20 protein-coding genes are annotated in these 18,482 nt (G+C 53.6%); 11 read left to right on the top strand and 9 right to left on the bottom strand.

The features are described 5' to 3' along the window. Nucleotide 1 precedes the first annotated feature (1 nt). The 3 genes from nth to gstA all read left to right on the top strand — a co-directional run bounded on the left by nth (nt 2) and on the right by gstA (nt 3,513). A complete protein-coding gene (gene nth, locus ABLV17_RS21600) occupies nt 2–637 on the top strand; it encodes an endonuclease III (protein ID WP_113374672.1) in 636 nt (211 codons plus the stop codon). Between the two features lie 656 nt (nt 638–1,293). Then, the gene (dtpA, locus tag ABLV17_RS21595; protein ID WP_087858483.1) at nt 1,294–2,799 is read left to right on the top strand and encodes a dipeptide/tripeptide permease DtpA; all 1,506 of its coding nucleotides are present in this window, start codon (nt 1,294–1,296) and stop codon (nt 2,797–2,799) included. A 108-nt stretch (nt 2,800–2,907) separates the two neighbouring features. Further along, nucleotides 2,908–3,513, top strand: coding sequence for a glutathione transferase GstA (gstA, locus tag ABLV17_RS21590; RefSeq protein WP_087858482.1), 606 nt, complete (start codon nt 2,908–2,910; stop codon nt 3,511–3,513). 37 nt (nt 3,514–3,550) lie between these two features. Here the strand turns inward: gstA and pdxY are convergent, their stop codons facing one another. The 5 genes from pdxY to anmK form a co-directional block, all read right to left on the bottom strand. Then, nucleotides 3,551–4,411 carry a pyridoxal kinase PdxY gene (gene pdxY, locus ABLV17_RS21585; RefSeq protein WP_271032200.1) on the bottom strand — a complete coding sequence of 287 codons (861 nt, stop codon included), beginning with the start codon at nt 4,409–4,411 and terminating at the stop codon, nt 3,551–3,553. Nucleotides 4,412–4,472: 61 nt separating this feature from the next. Then, nucleotides 4,473–5,747 carry a tyrosine--tRNA ligase gene (gene tyrS / locus ABLV17_RS21580; RefSeq protein ID WP_271032199.1) on the bottom strand — a complete coding sequence of 425 codons (1,275 nt, stop codon included), beginning with the start codon at nt 5,745–5,747 and terminating at the stop codon, nt 4,473–4,475. A 125-nt stretch (nt 5,748–5,872) separates the two neighbouring features. Beyond that, nucleotides 5,873–6,529 (bottom strand): pyridoxamine 5'-phosphate oxidase, encoded by a 657-nt coding sequence (gene pdxH / locus ABLV17_RS21575; RefSeq protein WP_032706215.1) that lies wholly within the window; start codon nt 6,527–6,529, stop codon nt 5,873–5,875. 57 nt (nt 6,530–6,586) lie between these two features. Further along, complete coding sequence (gene mliC / locus ABLV17_RS21570) at nt 6,587–6,910, bottom strand: C-type lysozyme inhibitor (RefSeq protein WP_087858480.1); 324 nt, start codon at nt 6,908–6,910, stop codon at nt 6,587–6,589. Nucleotides 6,911–7,001: 91 nt separating this feature from the next. Then, the gene (gene anmK, locus ABLV17_RS21565) at nt 7,002–8,126 is read right to left on the bottom strand and encodes an anhydro-N-acetylmuramic acid kinase (RefSeq protein WP_087858479.1); all 1,125 of its coding nucleotides are present in this window, start codon (nt 8,124–8,126) and stop codon (nt 7,002–7,004) included. A 263-nt stretch (nt 8,127–8,389) separates the two neighbouring features. Here anmK and slyB point away from each other — a divergent pair, with 263 nt between their 5' ends. Together slyB and ABLV17_RS21555 are read left to right on the top strand one after the other, a co-directional pair. After that, on the top strand, nt 8,390–8,857 hold the full coding sequence (gene slyB / locus ABLV17_RS21560; RefSeq protein ID WP_045392464.1) for an outer membrane lipoprotein SlyB: 468 nt from the start codon (nt 8,390–8,392) through the stop codon (nt 8,855–8,857). A 219-nt stretch (nt 8,858–9,076) separates the two neighbouring features. Continuing rightward, nucleotides 9,077–10,432: a GGDEF domain-containing protein gene (locus ABLV17_RS21555; protein WP_113374670.1), complete on the top strand. Its 1,356-nt coding sequence runs from the start codon at nt 9,077–9,079 to the stop codon at nt 10,430–10,432. A gap of 37 nt (nt 10,433–10,469) precedes the next feature. Here the strand turns inward: ABLV17_RS21555 and slyA are convergent, their stop codons facing one another. Continuing rightward, a complete protein-coding gene (slyA, locus tag ABLV17_RS21550; RefSeq protein ID WP_087858477.1) occupies nt 10,470–10,910 on the bottom strand; it encodes a transcriptional regulator SlyA in 441 nt (146 codons plus the stop codon). Nucleotides 10,911–11,082: 172 nt separating this feature from the next. Between slyA and ABLV17_RS21545 the strand changes: the two genes are divergently transcribed. From ABLV17_RS21545 to ABLV17_RS21535, 3 genes are read left to right on the top strand one after another with little or no spacing between them, the layout of a single operon-like run. Beyond that, nucleotides 11,083–11,319 carry a DUF1656 domain-containing protein gene (locus tag ABLV17_RS21545; RefSeq protein ID WP_015366868.1) on the top strand — a complete coding sequence of 79 codons (237 nt, stop codon included), beginning with the start codon at nt 11,083–11,085 and terminating at the stop codon, nt 11,317–11,319. Nucleotides 11,320–11,329: 10 nt separating this feature from the next. Next, a complete protein-coding gene (locus ABLV17_RS21540) occupies nt 11,330–12,226 on the top strand; it encodes an HlyD family secretion protein (protein ID WP_087858476.1) in 897 nt (298 codons plus the stop codon). After that, nucleotides 12,226–14,250: an FUSC family protein gene (locus tag ABLV17_RS21535; RefSeq protein WP_113374669.1), complete on the top strand. Its 2,025-nt coding sequence runs from the start codon at nt 12,226–12,228 to the stop codon at nt 14,248–14,250. Before ABLV17_RS21540 ends, ABLV17_RS21535 begins: the two co-directional genes overlap by 1 nt. Here the strand turns inward: ABLV17_RS21535 and sodC are convergent. The 3 genes from sodC to ABLV17_RS21520 form a co-directional block, all read right to left on the bottom strand. Next, complete coding sequence (gene sodC, locus ABLV17_RS21530) at nt 14,243–14,764, bottom strand: superoxide dismutase [Cu-Zn] SodC (protein ID WP_113374668.1); 522 nt, start codon at nt 14,762–14,764, stop codon at nt 14,243–14,245. The genes ABLV17_RS21535 and sodC overlap by 8 nt on opposite strands. Nucleotides 14,765–14,834: 70 nt before the next feature. After that, complete coding sequence (locus ABLV17_RS21525; RefSeq protein ID WP_213317650.1) at nt 14,835–15,731, bottom strand: aldo/keto reductase family oxidoreductase; 897 nt, start codon at nt 15,729–15,731, stop codon at nt 14,835–14,837. A gap of 48 nt (nt 15,732–15,779) precedes the next feature. Then, on the bottom strand, nt 15,780–16,019 hold the full coding sequence (locus ABLV17_RS21520; protein ID WP_087858472.1) for a DUF1289 domain-containing protein: 240 nt from the start codon (nt 16,017–16,019) through the stop codon (nt 15,780–15,782). Nucleotides 16,020–16,156: 137 nt separating this feature from the next. On the opposite strand from ABLV17_RS21520, the gene ABLV17_RS21515 reads away from it, so the two are divergent. The 3 genes from ABLV17_RS21515 to gloA all read left to right on the top strand — a co-directional run bounded on the left by ABLV17_RS21515 (nt 16,157) and on the right by gloA (nt 18,394). Next, complete coding sequence (locus ABLV17_RS21515; protein ID WP_045392477.1) at nt 16,157–16,756, top strand: TetR/AcrR family transcriptional regulator; 600 nt, start codon at nt 16,157–16,159, stop codon at nt 16,754–16,756. A gap of 53 nt (nt 16,757–16,809) precedes the next feature. Continuing rightward, nucleotides 16,810–17,907: an alkene reductase gene (locus ABLV17_RS21510; protein WP_015366875.1), complete on the top strand. Its 1,098-nt coding sequence runs from the start codon at nt 16,810–16,812 to the stop codon at nt 17,905–17,907. Between the two features lie 79 nt (nt 17,908–17,986). Then, nucleotides 17,987–18,394 carry a lactoylglutathione lyase gene (gene gloA, locus ABLV17_RS21505; RefSeq protein ID WP_045373539.1) on the top strand — a complete coding sequence of 136 codons (408 nt, stop codon included), beginning with the start codon at nt 17,987–17,989 and terminating at the stop codon, nt 18,392–18,394. Nucleotides 18,395–18,482 lie beyond the last annotated feature (88 nt).

The following is an 18,482-nucleotide window of genomic DNA, read 5'->3' as shown; positions in this document are numbered from 1 at the left end:
GATGAATAAAGCCAAACGCCTGGAGATCCTGACCAGGCTGCGGGATAACGACCCGCACCCAACCACCGAACTTAATTTTACCTCGCCGTTCGAGTTACTGATTGCGGTGCTGCTGTCGGCGCAGGCCACCGATGTGAGCGTCAATAAAGCGACGGCGAAGCTCTATCCGGTCGCCAATACGCCGGCGGCGATGCTGGAACTTGGCGTTGACGGCGTGAAGTCCTATATCAAGACCATTGGTCTTTTTAACAGTAAAGCCGAAAACGTCATTAAGACCTGTCGCATCCTGCTGGAGCAGCATAACGGTGAAGTACCGGAAGACAGGGCGGCGCTGGAGGCCTTACCGGGGGTCGGGCGTAAGACCGCTAATGTCGTGCTGAATACCGCCTTTGGCTGGCCGACTATTGCCGTCGATACCCATATTTTTCGCGTTTGCAATCGGACACAATTTGCTCCCGGCAAGAACGTTGAACAAGTCGAAGAAAAGTTGTTAAAGGTGGTTCCTGCGGAGTTTAAAGTTGACTGCCACCACTGGCTTATTCTTCACGGCCGTTACACTTGTATCGCGCGAAAACCGCGCTGTGGTTCCTGCCTGATTGAAGATTTGTGCGAGTATAAAGAGAAGGTAGAGTCCTGAGTTCTGCATATCTGCTGAATACGACCGCTCTCCCCAGCCGCCGCTATTTTCCTCATTGACCGCCAGGAGCCATAACTTAACCTATGGTTATGGCTCTATTATTTATCAATCATACCGATAATCACTCCATACTTTTGCCGTTTAGATGGATAATTATGCGGTTATATAACCAGCAATCAGCGCATTCGTTTTTTACCGTTGAAAATTTTCTATATATTTGTGATCAAGATCATCCACGCAACTCATCGTTAAATTACTGTTGCAAAAATGCTGCAAAAAGCCAGCAATTTCAATATCAGAGCCTTACACGCCAGGACAATAGCCTGCTTATTTTTAGGAATATAGGCCATCTCACTACCTTCAAGGTCAAAAAGCAGAATATATCGCCTTTATCCCCGCAGCGACGGCCAATCACAGATTAAAATATCAGGTTTAGCAAAAAGGTGAAATTTAACTCTGTATAACATTTGTATGACTGGCTAATTATAGTGGCTTAGTTATGTGTAACAGAGTATTACAAAGCTATTGCCTGATGGGGCAGGATAGTGAACATTACTTGCCGTTTTCCCTCCAAGAATAACTATAAAGGCGGCGGTCCTCCGGGATTGCGCCCCAAACAGCCCCCGTTAATATGGGATGTAAAAAAAGAGGTATATGTGTCAACTGCAAACAATAAACCAGCAGAAAGCGTGAGTTTGAACGCTTTCAAACAACCAAGAGCGTTTTATCTCATTTTCTCCATTGAGTTATGGGAGCGTTTTGGTTATTACGGCCTGCAAGGGATCATGGCCGTTTACCTGGTAAAACAGCTGGGTATGTCGGAAGCGGATTCTATCACCCTGTTCTCTTCCTTTAGTGCACTGGTTTATGGCCTGGTCGCTATCGGCGGATGGCTCGGCGACAAGGTACTTGGCACCAAACGCGTCATCATGCTTGGCGCGATTGTACTGGCTATCGGCTATGCGCTGGTTGCCTGGTCCGGTCACGATGCCGCCATCGTCTATATGGGTATGGCGACTATCGCCGTCGGTAACGGCTTGTTTAAAGCCAACCCGTCCTCCCTGCTCTCTACCTGCTACGACAAGAACGACCCGCGTCTGGACGGTGCATTCACCATGTACTACATGTCCGTCAATATCGGTTCCTTCTTCTCTATGCTGGCCACACCGTGGTTGGCGGCGAAGTTCGGCTGGAGCGTGGCGTTCGCGCTGAGCGTAGTGGGCATGCTGATTACCGTGGTTAACTTCGCCTTCTGCCAGAAGTGGGTTAAACAGTACGGTTCTAAACCTGACTTCGCTCCGGTACATGTCGGCAAACTGCTGGCGACCATCGTCGGCGTGGTAGTTCTGGTTGCTATTGCCACCTGGCTGCTGCACAACCAGGGCATCGCACGTATGGCGCTGGGCGTCATCGCACTGGGCATCGTTATCATCTTCGCTAAAGAAGCCATGGCGCTGCAGGGCGCGGCGCGTCGTAAAATGATCGTTGCTTTCCTGCTGATGGTTGAAGCGATTGTCTTCTTCGTACTGTACAGCCAGATGCCAACCTCGCTGAACTTCTTCGCGATCCGTAACGTTGAGCACTCGATTCTGGGTATCGCGTTCGAACCTGAGCAGTATCAGGCGCTGAACCCGTTCTGGATTATGATTGGTAGCCCGATTCTGGCGGCGATTTATAACAAGATGGGTGACCGTCTGCCGATGCCGCATAAGTTCGCCATCGGTATGGTACTGTGCTCCGGTGCTTTCCTGGTGCTGCCGCTGGGTACCAAATTCGCCAGCGATGCCGGTATCGTCTCCGTCAACTGGTTGATCCTCAGCTACGCGCTGCAGAGTATCGGTGAACTGATGATTTCCGGCCTCGGCCTGGCGATGGTGGCTCAACTGGTACCGCAACGTCTGATGGGCTTCATCATGGGTAGCTGGTTCCTGACCACCGCAGGCGCCGCCATCATTGCAGGTAAAATCGCTAACCTGATGGCAGTACCGGAAAACGTCACCGACCCGCTGGTTTCTCTGAACGTTTACGGCCACGTGTTCCTGCAAATTGGTATCGCGACCGCAGTCATCGCTTTCCTGATGCTGCTGACCGCGCCGAAGCTGAACCGCATGACGCTGGACGACGACGCTGTCGCCAAAGCGCGCGAAACCGCAACCGCTTAAATGCTCCGGGAAAACCAATAAATTTAGGCCGCTAACGTTTGTTAGCGGCTTTTTTTTTGCCCCACGGGGGACTAACATACAGGAAACTGCAGCCACGAGGAGTTACTGATGAAACTGTTCTACAAGCCCGGCGCCTGTTCCCTTGCCTCTCATATCGCCCTGCGCGAAAGCGGCCTCGACTTTACCATCGATAGCGTCGACCTGGCGAAGAAACGCCTCGAAAACGGCGATGACTACCTGCTGATTAACCCTAAGGGTCAGGTTCCCGCGCTGCTGCTTGACGACGACATGCTGCTGACCGAGGGCGTGGCCATCATGCAGTACATTGCCGACCGCGTACCTGACCGTCAGTTGCTGGCCCCAGTGGGCACCATTGCCCGCTATCAGACGCTGGAATGGCTGAATTACGTCGCCACCGAATTACATAAAGGCTTTACCCCGCTGTTCCGCCCGGACACCCCGGAAGACTACAAGCCGACGGTGCGCGCGCTGCTGGAGAAAAAGCTGCAGTATGTCGATGAGTCGCTGCAGGATAAACAGTGGTTGAATGGGCATCGCTTCACCATCGCCGATGGCTACCTGTTTACGGTCCTGCGCTGGGGCTATGCGGTGAAACTGAATATGGAAGCGTACGCTAATATTGGCGCCTGGATGGCGCACGTCGCTGCGCGGCCGTCCGTTGCGGCGGCGCTGTCGGCGGAAGGTCTGAAGTAAACCATTGGCATGCCCGCTTGCGGGCATGCCATCGCGCTTACAGCTGCGTAGCGCTGAAGTAATGCTCCGGTTTGGCAATGCGGTCCTGCGCCGCCACCACCTGCAATTCATACTCGTGCATATTTTTGGTGGCCAGCATGATTTCATACACTGCCGCAGTAACGTGCTCAAGGGCATCGCGCAGGCTGGCGCCCTGCAGTAGCTTAACCAGCAGCAGGCCGCTAGTCACATCGCCCACGCCGACCGGCTGACGGCTGCCAAAATCGACCAGCGGGCGGCTGATATGCCAGGCCTCATCCGCTGTCACCAGCAACATCTCAAAGCGATCCATACTCATACCGGCCCGCGCCAGATGCTTCACCAGCACCACCTGCGGCCCTAGTGCTATCAGCTCACGCGCCGCGCTAACGGCTTCGTCAACGTTGGCTACCGGATGGCCGCACAGGATCTCCAATTCGACAAAATTCGGCGCGATGATATCACTGGCCGGCAGCGCATAGCGTACGTGGAATTCAGCCACCCCGGGGGCGACAATACAGCCTTTTTCCGGGTGGCCCATCACCGGGTCGCAAAAATATTTCGCTGCCGGATTCGCCGCTTTAACCTGACGCACGATGCCGAGAATATGTTCGCCCTGCTCGGCGGAGCCAAGATAGCCGCTCAGTACCGCATCGCAGCTCTGCAGCTTATCGATATCGGCAATCCCCTGCACGATTTCGGTCAGATGCGAAGGCGGCATGACGCAGCCGGTCCATTTGCCGTACTGCGTATGGTTGGAGAACTGAACGGTATTGAGGGGCCAGACGTTGGCGCCGAGGCGGCGCATCGGAAATTCAGCGGCGCTGTTGCCCGCATGGCCAAACACAACGTGAGACTGAATGGCGAGGATGTTCTTCATTTTCTTACCACAACCCTAAAAAGAAAAAAGGGCGTGGTTTCCCACGCCCTGGTTTTATTTTTTATTTCCAGCAGACCAGGCAGTAATTCTTCTTACCGCGACGCAGTAAGGTGTAGCGGCCGAACAGGCGGTCGCTATCACTGAATACATATTCCGGATCGGACTGTTTTTCACCGTTAATGGTCACCGCGTTAGAGGCTACGGTTTTACGCGCCTGACCGCGGGACGGCTGCAGCTCGGAATCCACCAGCGCCTGCAGGAGATCGGCGCCTTTTCCCATTTCGATCATCGGCACGCCATCCTGCGCCAGCTGTTCGAAATCTGCTTCGCTCAGGTCGCTCAGATTACCGTTAAACAGGCTTTCGGTAATGCGCTTAGCCGCTTCCAGGCCTTCTTCGCCGTGGACCAGACGCGTCACCTGCTCTGCCAGCACGTACTGCGCGCGCGGCGCTTTACCGCTGTTTTTATCTTCTTCTTCCAGCGCATTGATCTCGGCAATGTCCATGAAGGTGAAGAACTTCAGGAAGCGATAAACGTCTGCGTCGGCGGTGTTAATCCAGAACTGGTAGAATTTGTACGGACTGGTTTTCTTCGGATCCAGCCATACCGCGCCGCCTTCTGTTTTACCGAACTTGGTGCCGTCGGCCTTGGTGATCAGCGGAACGGTCAAACCAAAGACCTGATTCTGGTGCAAACGACGAGTCAGGTCGATACCTGAAGTGATGTTGCCCCACTGATCGGAGCCGCCGATTTGCAGCGCCACGCCGTGCAGTTTATTCAGGCAGGCAAAGTCATAACCCTGCAGCAGGTTATAGGAAAACTCGGTGAAAGAGATCCCCTGATCGTCACGGTTCAGACGCTGCTTCACCGCTTCTTTGTTGATCATCTGGTTCACAGAGAAGTGCTTGCCGATATCACGCAGGAAGGTCAGCACGTTCATGCCGCCGAACCAGTCGTAGTTATTCGCGGCAATCGCCGAGTTGTCGCCGCAGTTGAAATCGAGGAATGGCGCAACCTGTTTACGGATTTTATCCACCCACTGCTGCACGGTATCTTCGGTATTGAGTTTACGCTCAGCGGCTTTAAAGCTCGGGTCGCCAATCAGACCGGTCGCGCCGCCGACCAGCGCCACAGGCTTATGGCCTGCCTGCTGGAAGCGTTTCAGGCATAACAATGGAACAAGATGCCCCAAGTGCAAGCTGTCAGCGGTAGGATCGAAGCCGCAATAGAGCGCGATCGGGCCTTGCGCCAGTCGCTCTGCTAACGCTTCCTCGTCCGTCACCTGGGCTACCAGCCCCCGCTCTTGCAATTGTTTAATCAAGTTACTGCTTGCCATCAAATTCTCCATGTATAAACGACTGCACCTTTGCCGGTACACGACTTTTCGCCAGACGCGAAAGGTACATAGAATAAAGCGCCGGAGCACGTAGCACCAGCGCTTAAAACAACATTTTGCGTCCTTTATGGCGCCAGACGGTCGATTTGCCAGCCATCATTTTGCCGCTGGTATAAAAAGCGGTCGTGCAGACGATGTTCACCGCCCTGCCAGAACTCCATTTGTTCAATACTGACGCGGAAACCGCCCCAGAAACTTGGCAACGGGACTTCGCCTTGCTGGAATTTCTGTTTAAGCTCGAGGAATTTACTTTCCAGGATCCCACGAGCGGAGATACGGCTGGACTGTTGGGAGACCCAGGCGCCAATCTGGCTATCGCGCGGTCGGCTGTGGAAATACTTAACCACTTCCAGCGTCGACAGACGTTCTGCCTGGCCTATTACCATCACCTGGCGCTCCAGCATATGCCAGGGAAACAGCAGGCTGATATGGGGATTTTTTTCGATCTGGTGCGCCTTACGGCTGCCCAGGTTGGTATAAAACACCAGCCCTTTTTCATCATAGTGTTTTAACAATACGATGCGTTGATAGGGCTGGCCGTTTTCATCAACGGTCGCGACTACCATCGCCGTCGGGTCGGCGAGCTTAGCGTCGCAGGCCTGACGCAACCAACGTTCAAATAACGTCAGGGGTTCAGCGGGAAGATCGTGGCGACGAAGGCCGCCACGGGTATATTCACGGCGCAGATGCGCGATTTGCTGCAATTCGTCGTTATCAGACATAACCATTGAGATCGTTGTCATAGGGTGGCGTTATTGTGCGCCCCCGCTACGGAAATCTCAACGTTTGGCGGTTTGTAACTGGCAGTTGTCCAGTACGGCGCGGTCGCGCTTATACACGGTGGCGCTGTCGCCCTTCGACCAGAAGACATAAACGCCATCAGTGTAACGAGAACCGGAAGCCGAGAGCCCCTGGGTCAGATTGAGTTGCTGATTATCATAGATAAAGCTCACCTGCTGACGAGCGTTGTTCAGATGGACGGTCAGCGGTTTTTGATCGCACTGATATTCAAGGGTGTCGGTCTGCATCCGTTCAACGAATTGGTTGTAATAGCTACACCCCGCCAGCATAAAAGGAACTACCGCAATAAGAAATTTTTTCATGAGTATGCCTTCGACTTTCCCGGTCAGGAGGGCAAACCGCCCTCCCGGAATTTCGTCCAGTTTACCGGTAAATAAAAAATAGCGACTTCAGTTAACTCTGATTCTGCGCTCGATTCGCGGGATAAATGGCGCCAAGAATGGTCGCTTCGCTGGCGCCGGTGACGGAAGGAAGATTACCCGGCAGGCCGGCAAGCGTACGCCATGCCAGCCACGCAAAAGCCAACGCTTCCATATCGTCACCGCTGATACCGGCATCATCGGTGGTCGTGACTTCCGTTCCTGGCAGCAGCGCCGCCAGACGCGCCATCAACAGCGGATTCCGCGCCCCGCCGCCGCAAACTAACAAACGCTCGCAGCCGCCGCTTAACAAAACCTGCTCACTGATGGTCACCGCCGTCAGTTCAGTCAGCGTGGCCTGAACATCCTGCCCTCGCAGATTAGCGTAACGCGCCAGATGTTTTTCCAGCCAACCATAATTGAAATACTCGCGACCGGTGCTCTTCGGCGCGGGTAACGCAAACCACGGGTCGCTTAGCATATCCTGCAGCAGCGGTAGCAATACTTTGCCTTCACTGGCCCATTGCGCGTCTTTATCGTAGGGTTTACCGCACTGGCGCCAAATCCAGGCGTCCATCAACATATTTCCCGGTCCGGTGTCGTAACCGCGTACCGGCTGCCCTGGAACCAGCAAGGAAAGGTTGGCTATGCCGCCGATGTTAAGCACCATACGTCTTTCAACCGGGTGCGCCAGCAGCGCCTGGTGGAAAGCCGGAACCAGTGGCGCGCCCTGGCCGCCAAGCGCCATATCGCGGCGGCGGAAATCCCCCACCACAGTCACGCCGGTATGTGCAGCGATCTGGTTGTTATCGCCTATTTGCATCGTGTGCGGCGCATCGCCGGTCGGTTCATGCCACACCGTCTGGCCATGGCAACCGATAGCGACGACATCCTCAGGCTGAAGATTTTGCTGGCGCATCAGCGCTAATACTGCATCCGAAAAAAGCCGTCCCAAACGGGTATCGAGTCGCCCCAGTTGCGACAAGGTCAGCTGTTGCCCCTGGCAAATCGCTAAAATATCTTCTTTCAGATTGACCGGGATGGGGTACGAGAGGCTCGCCTGCTGCGCCACCATGTTTTCATTTATTGCCGCCAGAACAACATCAACGCCATCAAGGCTGGTGCCAGACATTACGCCAATAAAACGACCTGATTTCATACGCCTACCCTCATTCCATGACTTTTGCAGTGCCATCAGTGCATCATAAAGCAGCGTGCAATGCTATGGCGCACTAATACTTTTTAACAATAGTTCTGCCGCGACAATTTGTTATGTAAAGTACTTACGTTTATCCGTCGTTAAAGCGAACCTTATTATTTTTAAACAGTCCATAAGGAAGCTATGCCAGCGAACGCTTAAATGCCATATAATTGACCACATGGAAGTTCACTGGAACATTTTGGTACACAGGAGATTCATAAATGATTTTACGTGTTTTGGCTGTCTCGATGATTGGCTTAACCCTGGCGGGTTGCGTCAGCAGCAGCGGTCTATCCGGCGATGTTTACACAGCATCAGAAGCCAAGCAGGTGCAAAGCGTGACCTACGGTACCATCGTACATACCCGTGCGGTCCAGATCCAAAGCGGCGATGACAGCAATGCTATCGGCGCGATTGGCGGCGCGGTACTCGGCGGCTTCCTTGGTAATACCATCGGCGGCGGTACCGGTCGTTCTCTTGCAACTGCTGCAGGCGCGGTTGCCGGCGGCGTAGCCGGTCAGGGCGTACAGGGCGCGATGAACAAAACGCAGGGCGTTGAGCTGGAGATCCGCAAAGATGACGGTAATACCATCATGGTGGTTCAGAAACAGGGCAGCACCCCGTTCTCCGTCGGCCAGCGCGTAGCCATTGCCGGCAGCGGTAGTCAAGTGACGGTTTCCCCGCGTTAAGCCTCCCTAATGCGGCCTTAATTGGCCGCATTAATTCTCCAGATTCATTATTTATCACCAAAACATTCATCATACATATATCAATATTATTGATGTTTCTGCACAGCAACTTGCGTTTGCGCAATATTTCCCGTTGATTAATTCGTTAGCCTGAAGATGTTTTTCATTTAGCGACCAGCGCGTCGTTTTTATCCGCCCTTTTATCGCGGGAGTTTGCCTGTGCCTCTGAATTTAAACCGGTTATCGCACCGCTTATTTGCTTATATCTTTGCCTGCAGCCTGGCAATTATTACGATTGATTTACTATCTCATTCAGTCGTTAATCGTATTCCTACGACTTCATCACCACTTTTTCCTTTGTTGACAATAATATTAATGATTTTTCATATTACTATTGCCTGTTTCATGAGCATGAAATATTGGTGTGATAAAAACCGCCTGTATCTAATGCCTATCGCCATCGCCTTTGCCAGCTCCGCCCTGCTGATGCTGGGTACCCTGAGCAGCTATCCCGGCTGGCTATTGTACAACAGCGAATATATTGTTAAACAAAATGACGCACTGATCTTTTATTCATTCCGTAATATCCTGATGGCGGTGTTGTTCATCACCGCTATTGTTATATACCGTTTTCGTCAGTATCTTAATCAAGCGTCCGGCGCACATACTATAGTACTGACGGGGTGTTTTCTTTTTAGTGCTATCACTCTTATTTTGTCGTGGCTACACTCCAGTAACAGTCCATTATTAAGCATCGATTTCATCGACGATCTCACCAGCACTTTTACTCCGTTATGGCATAACTGGATGGGCTGGTTGCTTTTTTTAGTCTGGGTAGTGACATTGGTATTATTGGTTACTCTCACCCGGCTAAGAAATATATTCTGGTACAGCGGGGCATTTTTCTGCGCCGCCTATTTGTTTACGCTAAACGTATTACTCACAGCGACAAATAGCCAACATATCATCGCATGGAATCAGGCACGCCTGTTCGAAACCTTAAGTACCTTATTTATGCTGTTCGTCCTGTTAAGCGACGTTTTTCTTCTCTATCGCGACTCTAACAACAAATACATCAATTCATATCAGAACTCTATCCGCGATCCGCTGACCAGACTGTACAACCGCAGCTACTTTTACGACACGCTCAACGGTCTGCTGCCGCAAGTTTCAGCAACACAACCGCTGTCGGTTATCGTCAGCGATCTCGACCACTTTAAGCGTATCAACGACAACTACGGTCATGTTCAGGGTGACAAGGTGATTCAGTTTGCCGCCGACGTATTACGGACGCACGTGCGCCATGATGATATTGCCGCGCGCATCGGCGGCGAAGAGTTCGCCCTGCTGCTGGTAAATACCCACGCTGATGATGCGCTGGCGATAGCCGAGCGAATTCGTCAGATGGTCAGCGCCGGACAGACATCGCTGCCGGAACGAATGACCATTAGCATGGGTGTTTACACCGTTACAAGCTCAAGCATTGGGGCTGAGGAATGCGTCAAGCGCGCGGATACGGCTATGTACGCGGCGAAAAACGGTGGCCGCGACCGCGTGGTGGTCTGGCAGGAATAATAGAAAGGGCTTTGCGAACGCAAAGCCCTTTTCCCGGCTAGTCTTTTGCCTGAAGATCGAGGATATTGTTTTCAAGTTTACGGATTAAGTTGAGTAGCGTTTCGACTTCCTGCTTTGAGACACCCGCAAGGATTTCATCACGCGTTTTGCCAATCACCGCTTCCATTTCATTGATCAGCGGTTCAGCCTTTTCCGTTAACTTAATACGTTTCGCCCGGCGATCGTTTGCACAAGTCTGGCGAGAAATGAGCCCTTTCTCCTCCAGTTGATCCAGCGTGCGCACCAAAGAGGGCTGTTCGATACCAATGGCCTTGGCCAGCTGGATTTGCGACTGCTCAGGAGGTAGCTGATGAATGTTATGCAGCGTGACCCAGTGCGTCTGCGTTAACTCCAGAGGTTTCAGGCGATGGTCGATCAGCGCGCGCCAAACGCGTACCAAACGTGCCAGATCAGAACCAAGTGGCGATTCCAATTTCATCTCCTTATAATTAGCTTGCTAAGTTATTATACTGCTTTTAGAATAGTGTGCAGCATTTAAATTACCAAAACAAATGAATTACTTGATTCACTAAATTCAAGACAATGATTTACAATGTGAACTAATTCATCACCAAGAACATTATCCCTGCAACGGCAAAGGATTTTTGCTTGTGAAACTGAGTCTTAACACTCCCGGATTGTCGCTACAGGACCTGGTGTTCGGCGCTTCTATCTATTTTCCCCCGTTATTTAAAGCCGTCGTGCTTGGTTTCTTTATCTGGTTAATCGTTCATCGTCAGCTACGCGACTGGATGTATGCCGGCGAAATCTGGCATCCCCTGCTGATGGACCTTTCCCTGTTTGCGCTGGCCGTTTGCCTGGCGCTGGTTCTCCTGACTCTCCTGTGATGCTCATTTCATGAAGAAACTAAAATATCTCTCAACCTTAATTATTGCCGCCATTGCGATTATCGCCGCCTGGCTGGTATGGAACTACTACACCCAGTCTCCGTGGACGCGCGATGGCAAAATTCGCGCCGAACAGGTCGGTATCACCCCGCAGATTTCCGGCAGTATTTTGCAGTTGAATGTTAAAGATAACCAATTGGTCAAAGCCGGCGACGTTTTGTTCCGTATTGACGATACGCCGTATCGCATCTCGGTATTAAACGCACAAGCGCAGCTGGCAAAAGCCAAAGCCGAACTGGCTAAAGCCAAAGCCGAGCAGACTAAAGCCGCCAGCGATGTCGCTCGTCGCCGCAGTCTTTCGCAAAACTTCATATCTGCTGAAGATATGGAAACCGTTAATACCACTCTGAATACCGCCAATACGACTTATGAAGCGGCAAAAGCGGTGGTTGGCGTAGCGCAAGCCGCGCTGGAGCATGCGCAGTGGCAGCTGGCGCAAACCGTGGTCAAAGCCCCGGTTGATGGCTGGATCACTAATTTGTCAACGCGAGTCGGGGATTACGCCTCCGTCGGCCATCCGGTATTTGCGTTGGTTGATAGTCATTCTTTTTATGTTCTGGGTTATTTTGAAGAGACCAAACTGCGTCACATCCGCGAAGGTGATAGCGCTCAGGTCGTTCTCTATAGCAGCAAACAAACGTTACAGGGTCACGTCTCCAGTATCGGCCGCGCCATCGTTGACCAGAGCGTTGAAGGCGGTTCGGCGCTGGTCGCTAATATTAAACCCAACATTCCATGGGTACGCCTTGCGCAACGCGTACCGGTACGTATCGAGTTCGATAAACTCCCTGCGGATGTCACGTTGGTTTCAGGTACCACCTGTACCGTGTCAATTGGCGGACAATAATGAAGCTGCAGGCTCTGCGCTGGCAATCACTGCCGTGGTTTAAGGCCAGTCGCCCGCAATGGCGCTACGCATTGCGCAACGGTATTGCCATGTGTCTGGCGCTCAGCATCGCCTATGCGTTGGACCTTGATGAGCCTTACTGGGCGATGACCTCGGCCGCGGTAGTCAGCTTCCCGACCGTCGGCGGCGTTATCAGTAAGAGTTTTGGCCGTATCGCAGGCAGCCTGCTCGGCGCCTGCGCCGCCCTGCTACTGGCCGGCCATACCCTTAATGACCCCTGGCTATTCCTATTCAGTATCTCAGCCTGGATTGCGCTCTGTACCTGGGCCTGTGCGATGTTTACCAATAACGTCGCCTACGCTTTTCAGCTGGCAGGCTATACCTGCGCCATTATCGCCTTCCCGGTTATTAATGTTACCGACGCGAATGAACTGTGGACTATCGCTCAGTCGCGTGTCTGTGAAGTGATTGTGGGGATATTGTCCGGCGGGTTCATGATGATGATCCTGCCCAGTACCTCGGATGGCGTCACGCTGCTGACGGCACTGAAGAATATGCACTCCCGATTATTAGAGCATGCCAGCCTGCTGTGGGTGCCGGAAACCACCGATGCGATTCGTAGCGCTCATGAAAGCGTCATCGGCCAGATCCTGACCATGAATCTGCTGCGTATCCAGGCCTTCTGGAGCCACTACCGTTTCAGACGGCAAAATCCATTGCTGAATTATCTGCTACACCAGCAGTTGCGAATGACCAGCGTCATCTCCAGCCTGCGGCGAATGTTATTGAACTGGCCGGATGCGCCAGGCAATACGCGGGCGGTGCTCGAAACGCTACTCAGCGAGCTCGCCAACCCGCACGCGACTGCTTATAGCGTGGCACGGATACTGGTGCCGCTTGCTCCTGGCCCCAACGCCGACTATCGCCATCTGGCGTTCTGGAAACGGCTGCGCTATTTCTGTCGTATCTATCTCGAAAGCAGCCGCTGGATCCGCCGCATCGAGAATGCCAGCGCTATCACCGAGTTTAACGTCCCTTCGGCGCCTGCGTTGTCGCGTCATACCGATCAGGCGGAAGCGTTATGGAACGGCTTGCGTACCTTCTGCGCGTTGGTGGCCGTGGGTGCCTGGGGCATCAGCACCCAATGGCAGGCCTGCGCCGCCGCGCTCACCCTTGCCGCCATTAGCTGCGTACTGTACTCGGTGTCGCCTTCGCCTTTTAAATCGCTCACCTTATTGATGCGTACCCTGGTGCTGTTGTCGCTGTTCAGCTTTGTGGTGAAGTTTGGCTTAATGGTGCAGATAACCGACCTGTGGCAGTTTTTACTGTTTCTGTTCCCGCTGCTCACCACCATGCAATTATTAAAACTTCAAATGCCGAAGTTCGCAGGGCTATGGGGGCAGTTAATCGTCTTTATGGGATCGTTTATTTCGGTCACCAACCCTCCGGTCTATGACTTCGCCTCGTTTCTTAATGATAATCTCAGCAAAATCATCGGCGTCGGTCTTGCATGGCTTGCCTTTGCGATTATCAGTCCCGGTTCGGATGCGCGGAAAAGCCGCCGCCATATTCGTGCGTTACGGCGTCACTTCGTCGATCAGCTGAGCCGCCGCCCGCAGCATAGCGAGCACGAATTTGAGTCACTGGTGTATCACCACATTAGCCAGTTAAGCAGCAGCCAGGACGCGCTGGCGCGACGTTGGCTGCTGCGCTGGGGCGTGGTGCTGCTCAACTGCTCGCATGTCGTGTGGCAACTACGTGATTGGGAGACACGCTCCGATCCGCTTTCACAAGTGCGCGACTTGTGTATTAGCCTGCTACGCGACGTCATGAGCGAACGCGGCGTCCAGCAACGCCCACTTGCCTCGACGTTGCTGGAACTGCAGCGGATTTGCGACACCCTTAATCACCATCATCAGCCGGCGGCTAAAGAGCTGGCGGCGATTATCTGGCGGTTATACTGCTCGCTATCGCAATTAGAACAAGCGCCGATTGCCGGCACCATTACCGAACGGGCTACTTAATCACCCCGCAGGCAAAACGCTCGCCGCCGCCGCCCAGCGGCTGCGGGCTATCGGCCATATTATCGCCGCCGACATGCACCATCAGCGCTTTGCCCTTCACTTCCGCGAGCGTTTTCAGGCGCGGGGCAATAACTGGTTGATTAGCCACGCCATCGTCGTTCACCACCAGCAGAGGGAGATCGCCGAGATGCCCCGCCCCTAATGGCCCTTCATGTTTGCCGGTATGTTGCGGGTCGAAATGCCCGCCCGCCGCGCCGGCGGCGACCGCTTTACCGTCTTTTATCGCCGGCTGGCAGCTCCCTTCAGCATGAATATGAAAACCGTGTTTACCCGGCGGTAACGCGCGTAAATCAGGAGCAAATTCGAGTCCCCTGTCGGTTTCAGTAATTTTAACGCTGCCGACGGCCTGGCCAACGCTTTGGCTGGTGACAAGATTGAGGGTGACATCTTCACTGGCGGCCTGAGCGCCAGCGCAAAATGCGAGAGTGAAAATAGCGAGTAAACATCGTTGCATAACACCTCCGGATTGGCTGTTTCCCTGATAAGTGTAAACCAGGCAGCGGCATCCGGAGGCGTAATCTGGCTTATGGGACGTCGTAACCCAGCGCCGCTTTACGAATGCGGAACCACTGCTGGCGCGTCATATGCAGTTTTTCCGCGACAATCGCCGAGCGCACGCGCTCGATTTTCCCCGAGCCAATAATCGGCAGCGGTTTCGACGGCAGGCGCAACACCCACGCGTAAACTACCTGTTCGATGCTTTCGGCGTTAAGCTCCTGGGCAATTTGCGCCAGTTCGTCGCGCAGCGGCTGGAAGCTCTCGTCGTTGAACAGGCGTCCGCCGCCGAGGCAGGACCAGGCCATCGGGCGAATGCGCAACTGCTGGAGCTGATCGAGGGTACCGTCAAGCAATAGAGGCTGATGTACCGGTGAGATCTCGACCTGGTTAGTGGCCAGGGTGAAAGGCAGGCGTGATTGTAATAGCGTAAACTGCGCCGGCGTAAAGTTAGATACGCCAAAGTGGCGCACTTTCCCACTATGATGTAACGCGAGGAAAGCCTCAGCGACCTCATCGGCATCCATCAGCGGATCCGGGCGGTGAATCAGCAGTAAATCGAGATGATCGGTCGCCAGATTACGCAGGGATTGCTCGGCGCTGAGAATGATATGGTCGCGGTCAGTAATATAGTGGCCAATAGTATTTTCCGCGCGCGCCTTGGTCGCAATACCGCATTTGCTGACGATTTCCATACGGTTACGCAGGTGCGGGGCGCGTTTAAGCGCTTCGCCAAACGCGGCTTCACACTGATAATCGCCGTAGATATCGGCGTGGTCGACGGTAGTAATTCCCAGATCCAGGTGCTGCTCAATAAAGCCGACCAGCGCCTCGGCGGACATATTCCAGTCCATTAGCCGCCAGTAACCCATAACAAAACGTGAAAATTCCGGCCCCTGCGGAGCCATAGCAATACGCTGAACCATAAACGCTTCCTCGACAAAAAAGTGCTCTGAGTATACGCATATTTATCTTCAAAACAGTGAGGGTTGCTGCGGTTCTTCCGCCGGCTCCGGCTTAGCCGCTCGAATTTTACGCAGTAATCGCTGACGGCACAGGCGCAGAACCTCTTGTTTTTGCGCATCGCTCAGTTTTTGCCAGTTGAAGCGCTCATCACGGCTACGAAAACAGCCACGGCAATACCCGCGTTCATCGGACTGACATATTCCCCGACACGGACTTTGTACCGGGAAAAACTCAAGCTGCTCTGCCACAACCGATCTCCTGTTTGTTCTCTCTGCTTCTCATTGAAGACGCTCTGCCGCTCGCGCGCAACTTTTGTTAGTTTGTTATCCTCGCAGAATGATCATTTTGCTTGCATTAGACCAATCGGTCTACTACAGTGTGCCGCATGAACAGACACAGCGAATGCGATACCCGAGAACACATCCTCGTCACCGGCGAACAACTATGCATGCATCGTGGTTTTACCGGAATGGGCTTAAGTGAACTTCTGAAAACGGCGGAAGTGCCGAAAGGCTCTTTCTATCATTACTTTCGCTCAAAAGAAGCCTTCGGCGTCGCGTTGCTTGAACATCACTACACCGGCTATCTGCAGCGCCTGGTTGACCACTTCGACCATGGCGAAGGCAACTACCGCGACCGACTGCTGGCCTACTATCAGCACACGCTGAATCAGTTTTGCCAACAGGGCATTATCAGCGGCTGCTTAACCGTGAAGCTGTCGGCGGAAGTGTGCGACCTGTCGGAAGATATGCGTACCGCCATGGATAAAGGCGCCAGTCAGATTATCGCCCTATTGGGCGAAGCACTGGAAAAAGGCCGTCTGGAGGGTAGCCTGCTGTTTGAGGGGGAAGCTATCACCCTTTCACAGGTGCTGTACTCGTTGTGGTTGGGGGCCAATCTACAGGCCAAAATTACGCGTAGCGCAACGCCGCTGGAAAGCGCCCTTGCTCACGCCAAACAGATCATTGCAGCGCCTGCGGTTTAACAGGCGTTTTTATTTAACCAGTTACAAGACGACCGGTCTACTCAGGAGTCATTATGTCAGAATCTAAATTGTTCAGCCCGTTAAAAGTCGGTGCGGTGACCGTACCTAACCGCGTATTTATGGCTCCGCTGACCCGTCTGCGCAGCATCGAACCTGGCGACATCCCTACTCCGCTGATGGCTGAGTACTATCGTCAGCGCGCCAGCTCCGGCCTGATTATCACCGAAGCGACGCAAATTTCCGCCCAGGCGAAAGGTTATGCCGGCGCGCCGGGCCTGCATAGCGCAGAGCAAATGGCCGCATGGCAAAAAATCACCGCTGGCGTTCATGCTGAAAACGGTCATATCGCCGTGCAACTGTGGCACACCGGGCGGATTTCCCATAACAGCCTGCAACCGGGCGGCGCAGCGCCGGTCGCGCCATCGGCACTGAGCGCAGGCACGCGTACTTCGCTGCGTGATGAAAACGGCCATGCGATTCGCGTTGATACGTCAATGCCGCGCGCGCTGGAAACGGACGAAATACCAGGCATCGTTGATGATTTCCGTCAGGCGGTAGGCAATGCCCGTGATGTCGGATTCGATCTGGTAGAGCTGCACTCCGCGCACGGTTATCTGCTGCACCAGTTCCTGTCGCCTTCTTCTAACCAGCGTACCGACCAGTACGGCGGCAGCGTTGAGAACCGCGCCCGCCTGGTGCTCGAAGTGGTCGATGCCGTCAGCAAAGAGTGGAGCGCCGACCGTATCGGTATCCGCGTGTCGCCAATCGGTAGTTTCCAGAACGTCGATAACGGCCCGAACGAAGAAGCCGATGCGCTCTATCTTATTGAGCAACTGGCAAAACGCGGTATCGCTTATCTGCACATGTCCGAACCAGACTGGGCCGGCGGCCAGCCGTATAGCGACGAATTCCGTCAGAAAGTCCGCGATCGTTTCCCTGGCGCGATTATCGGCGCTGGCGCCTATACGGTGGAGAAAGCCAACGACCTTATTAATAAAGGGCTGATCGATGCCGTGGCCTTTGGCCGCGATTACATCGCCAACCCGGATCTGGTGGCCCGTCTGCAGAAGAAAGCGGCGCTGAACCCGCAGCGCCCGGAAAGCTTCTACGGCGGCGGCGCGGAAGGTTATACCGATTATCCAACCCTGTAATCCCTCCATTGATAGCGGCGTACCAACGCCGCTATACTCAAGACTCTGATGTATCAAAACAAACTGCATAGGGGAAATTATGCGCTTACTTCACACCATGCTGCGCGTTGGCGACCTGCAACGTTCTATCGAGTTTTATACCAACGTGCTGGGCATGAAGCTGCTGCGTACCAGCGAAAACCCTGAATATAAATACTCGCTGGCTTTCGTCGGCTACGGCGAAGAGAGCGATACCGCGGTTATCGAACTGACCTATAACTGGGGCGTGGATAGCTACGAGCTCGGTACCGCCTATGGCCATATTGCGCTGAGCGTCGACAACGCGGCGGAAGCCTGCGAACGTATTCGCCAGAACGGCGGCAACGTCACTCGCGAGGCCGGCCCGGTGAAAGGCGGCAGCACGGTTATCGCCTTTGTTGAAGATCCGGACGGCTACAAAATTGAGCTGATCGAAGAGAAAGATGCCGGAAAAGGTCTCGGCAACTAAGCTAATTCGGGCGCGTTCGCGCCCGATGTTTTATCCCTACCTGCTGCAAGCCGCGGCAAAATTTGCCATAATGCGCGCTACTTTTTTC

Origin of the sequence: Klebsiella sp. CN_Kp091 (assembly GCF_040065095.1) — a bacterium.
Taxonomy (GTDB): Bacteria; Pseudomonadota; Gammaproteobacteria; order Enterobacterales; family Enterobacteriaceae; genus Klebsiella; species Klebsiella aerogenes.
Note: the sequence above shows the minus strand (reverse complement) of the source record. Positions and strands in the feature narration are given on the sequence as shown.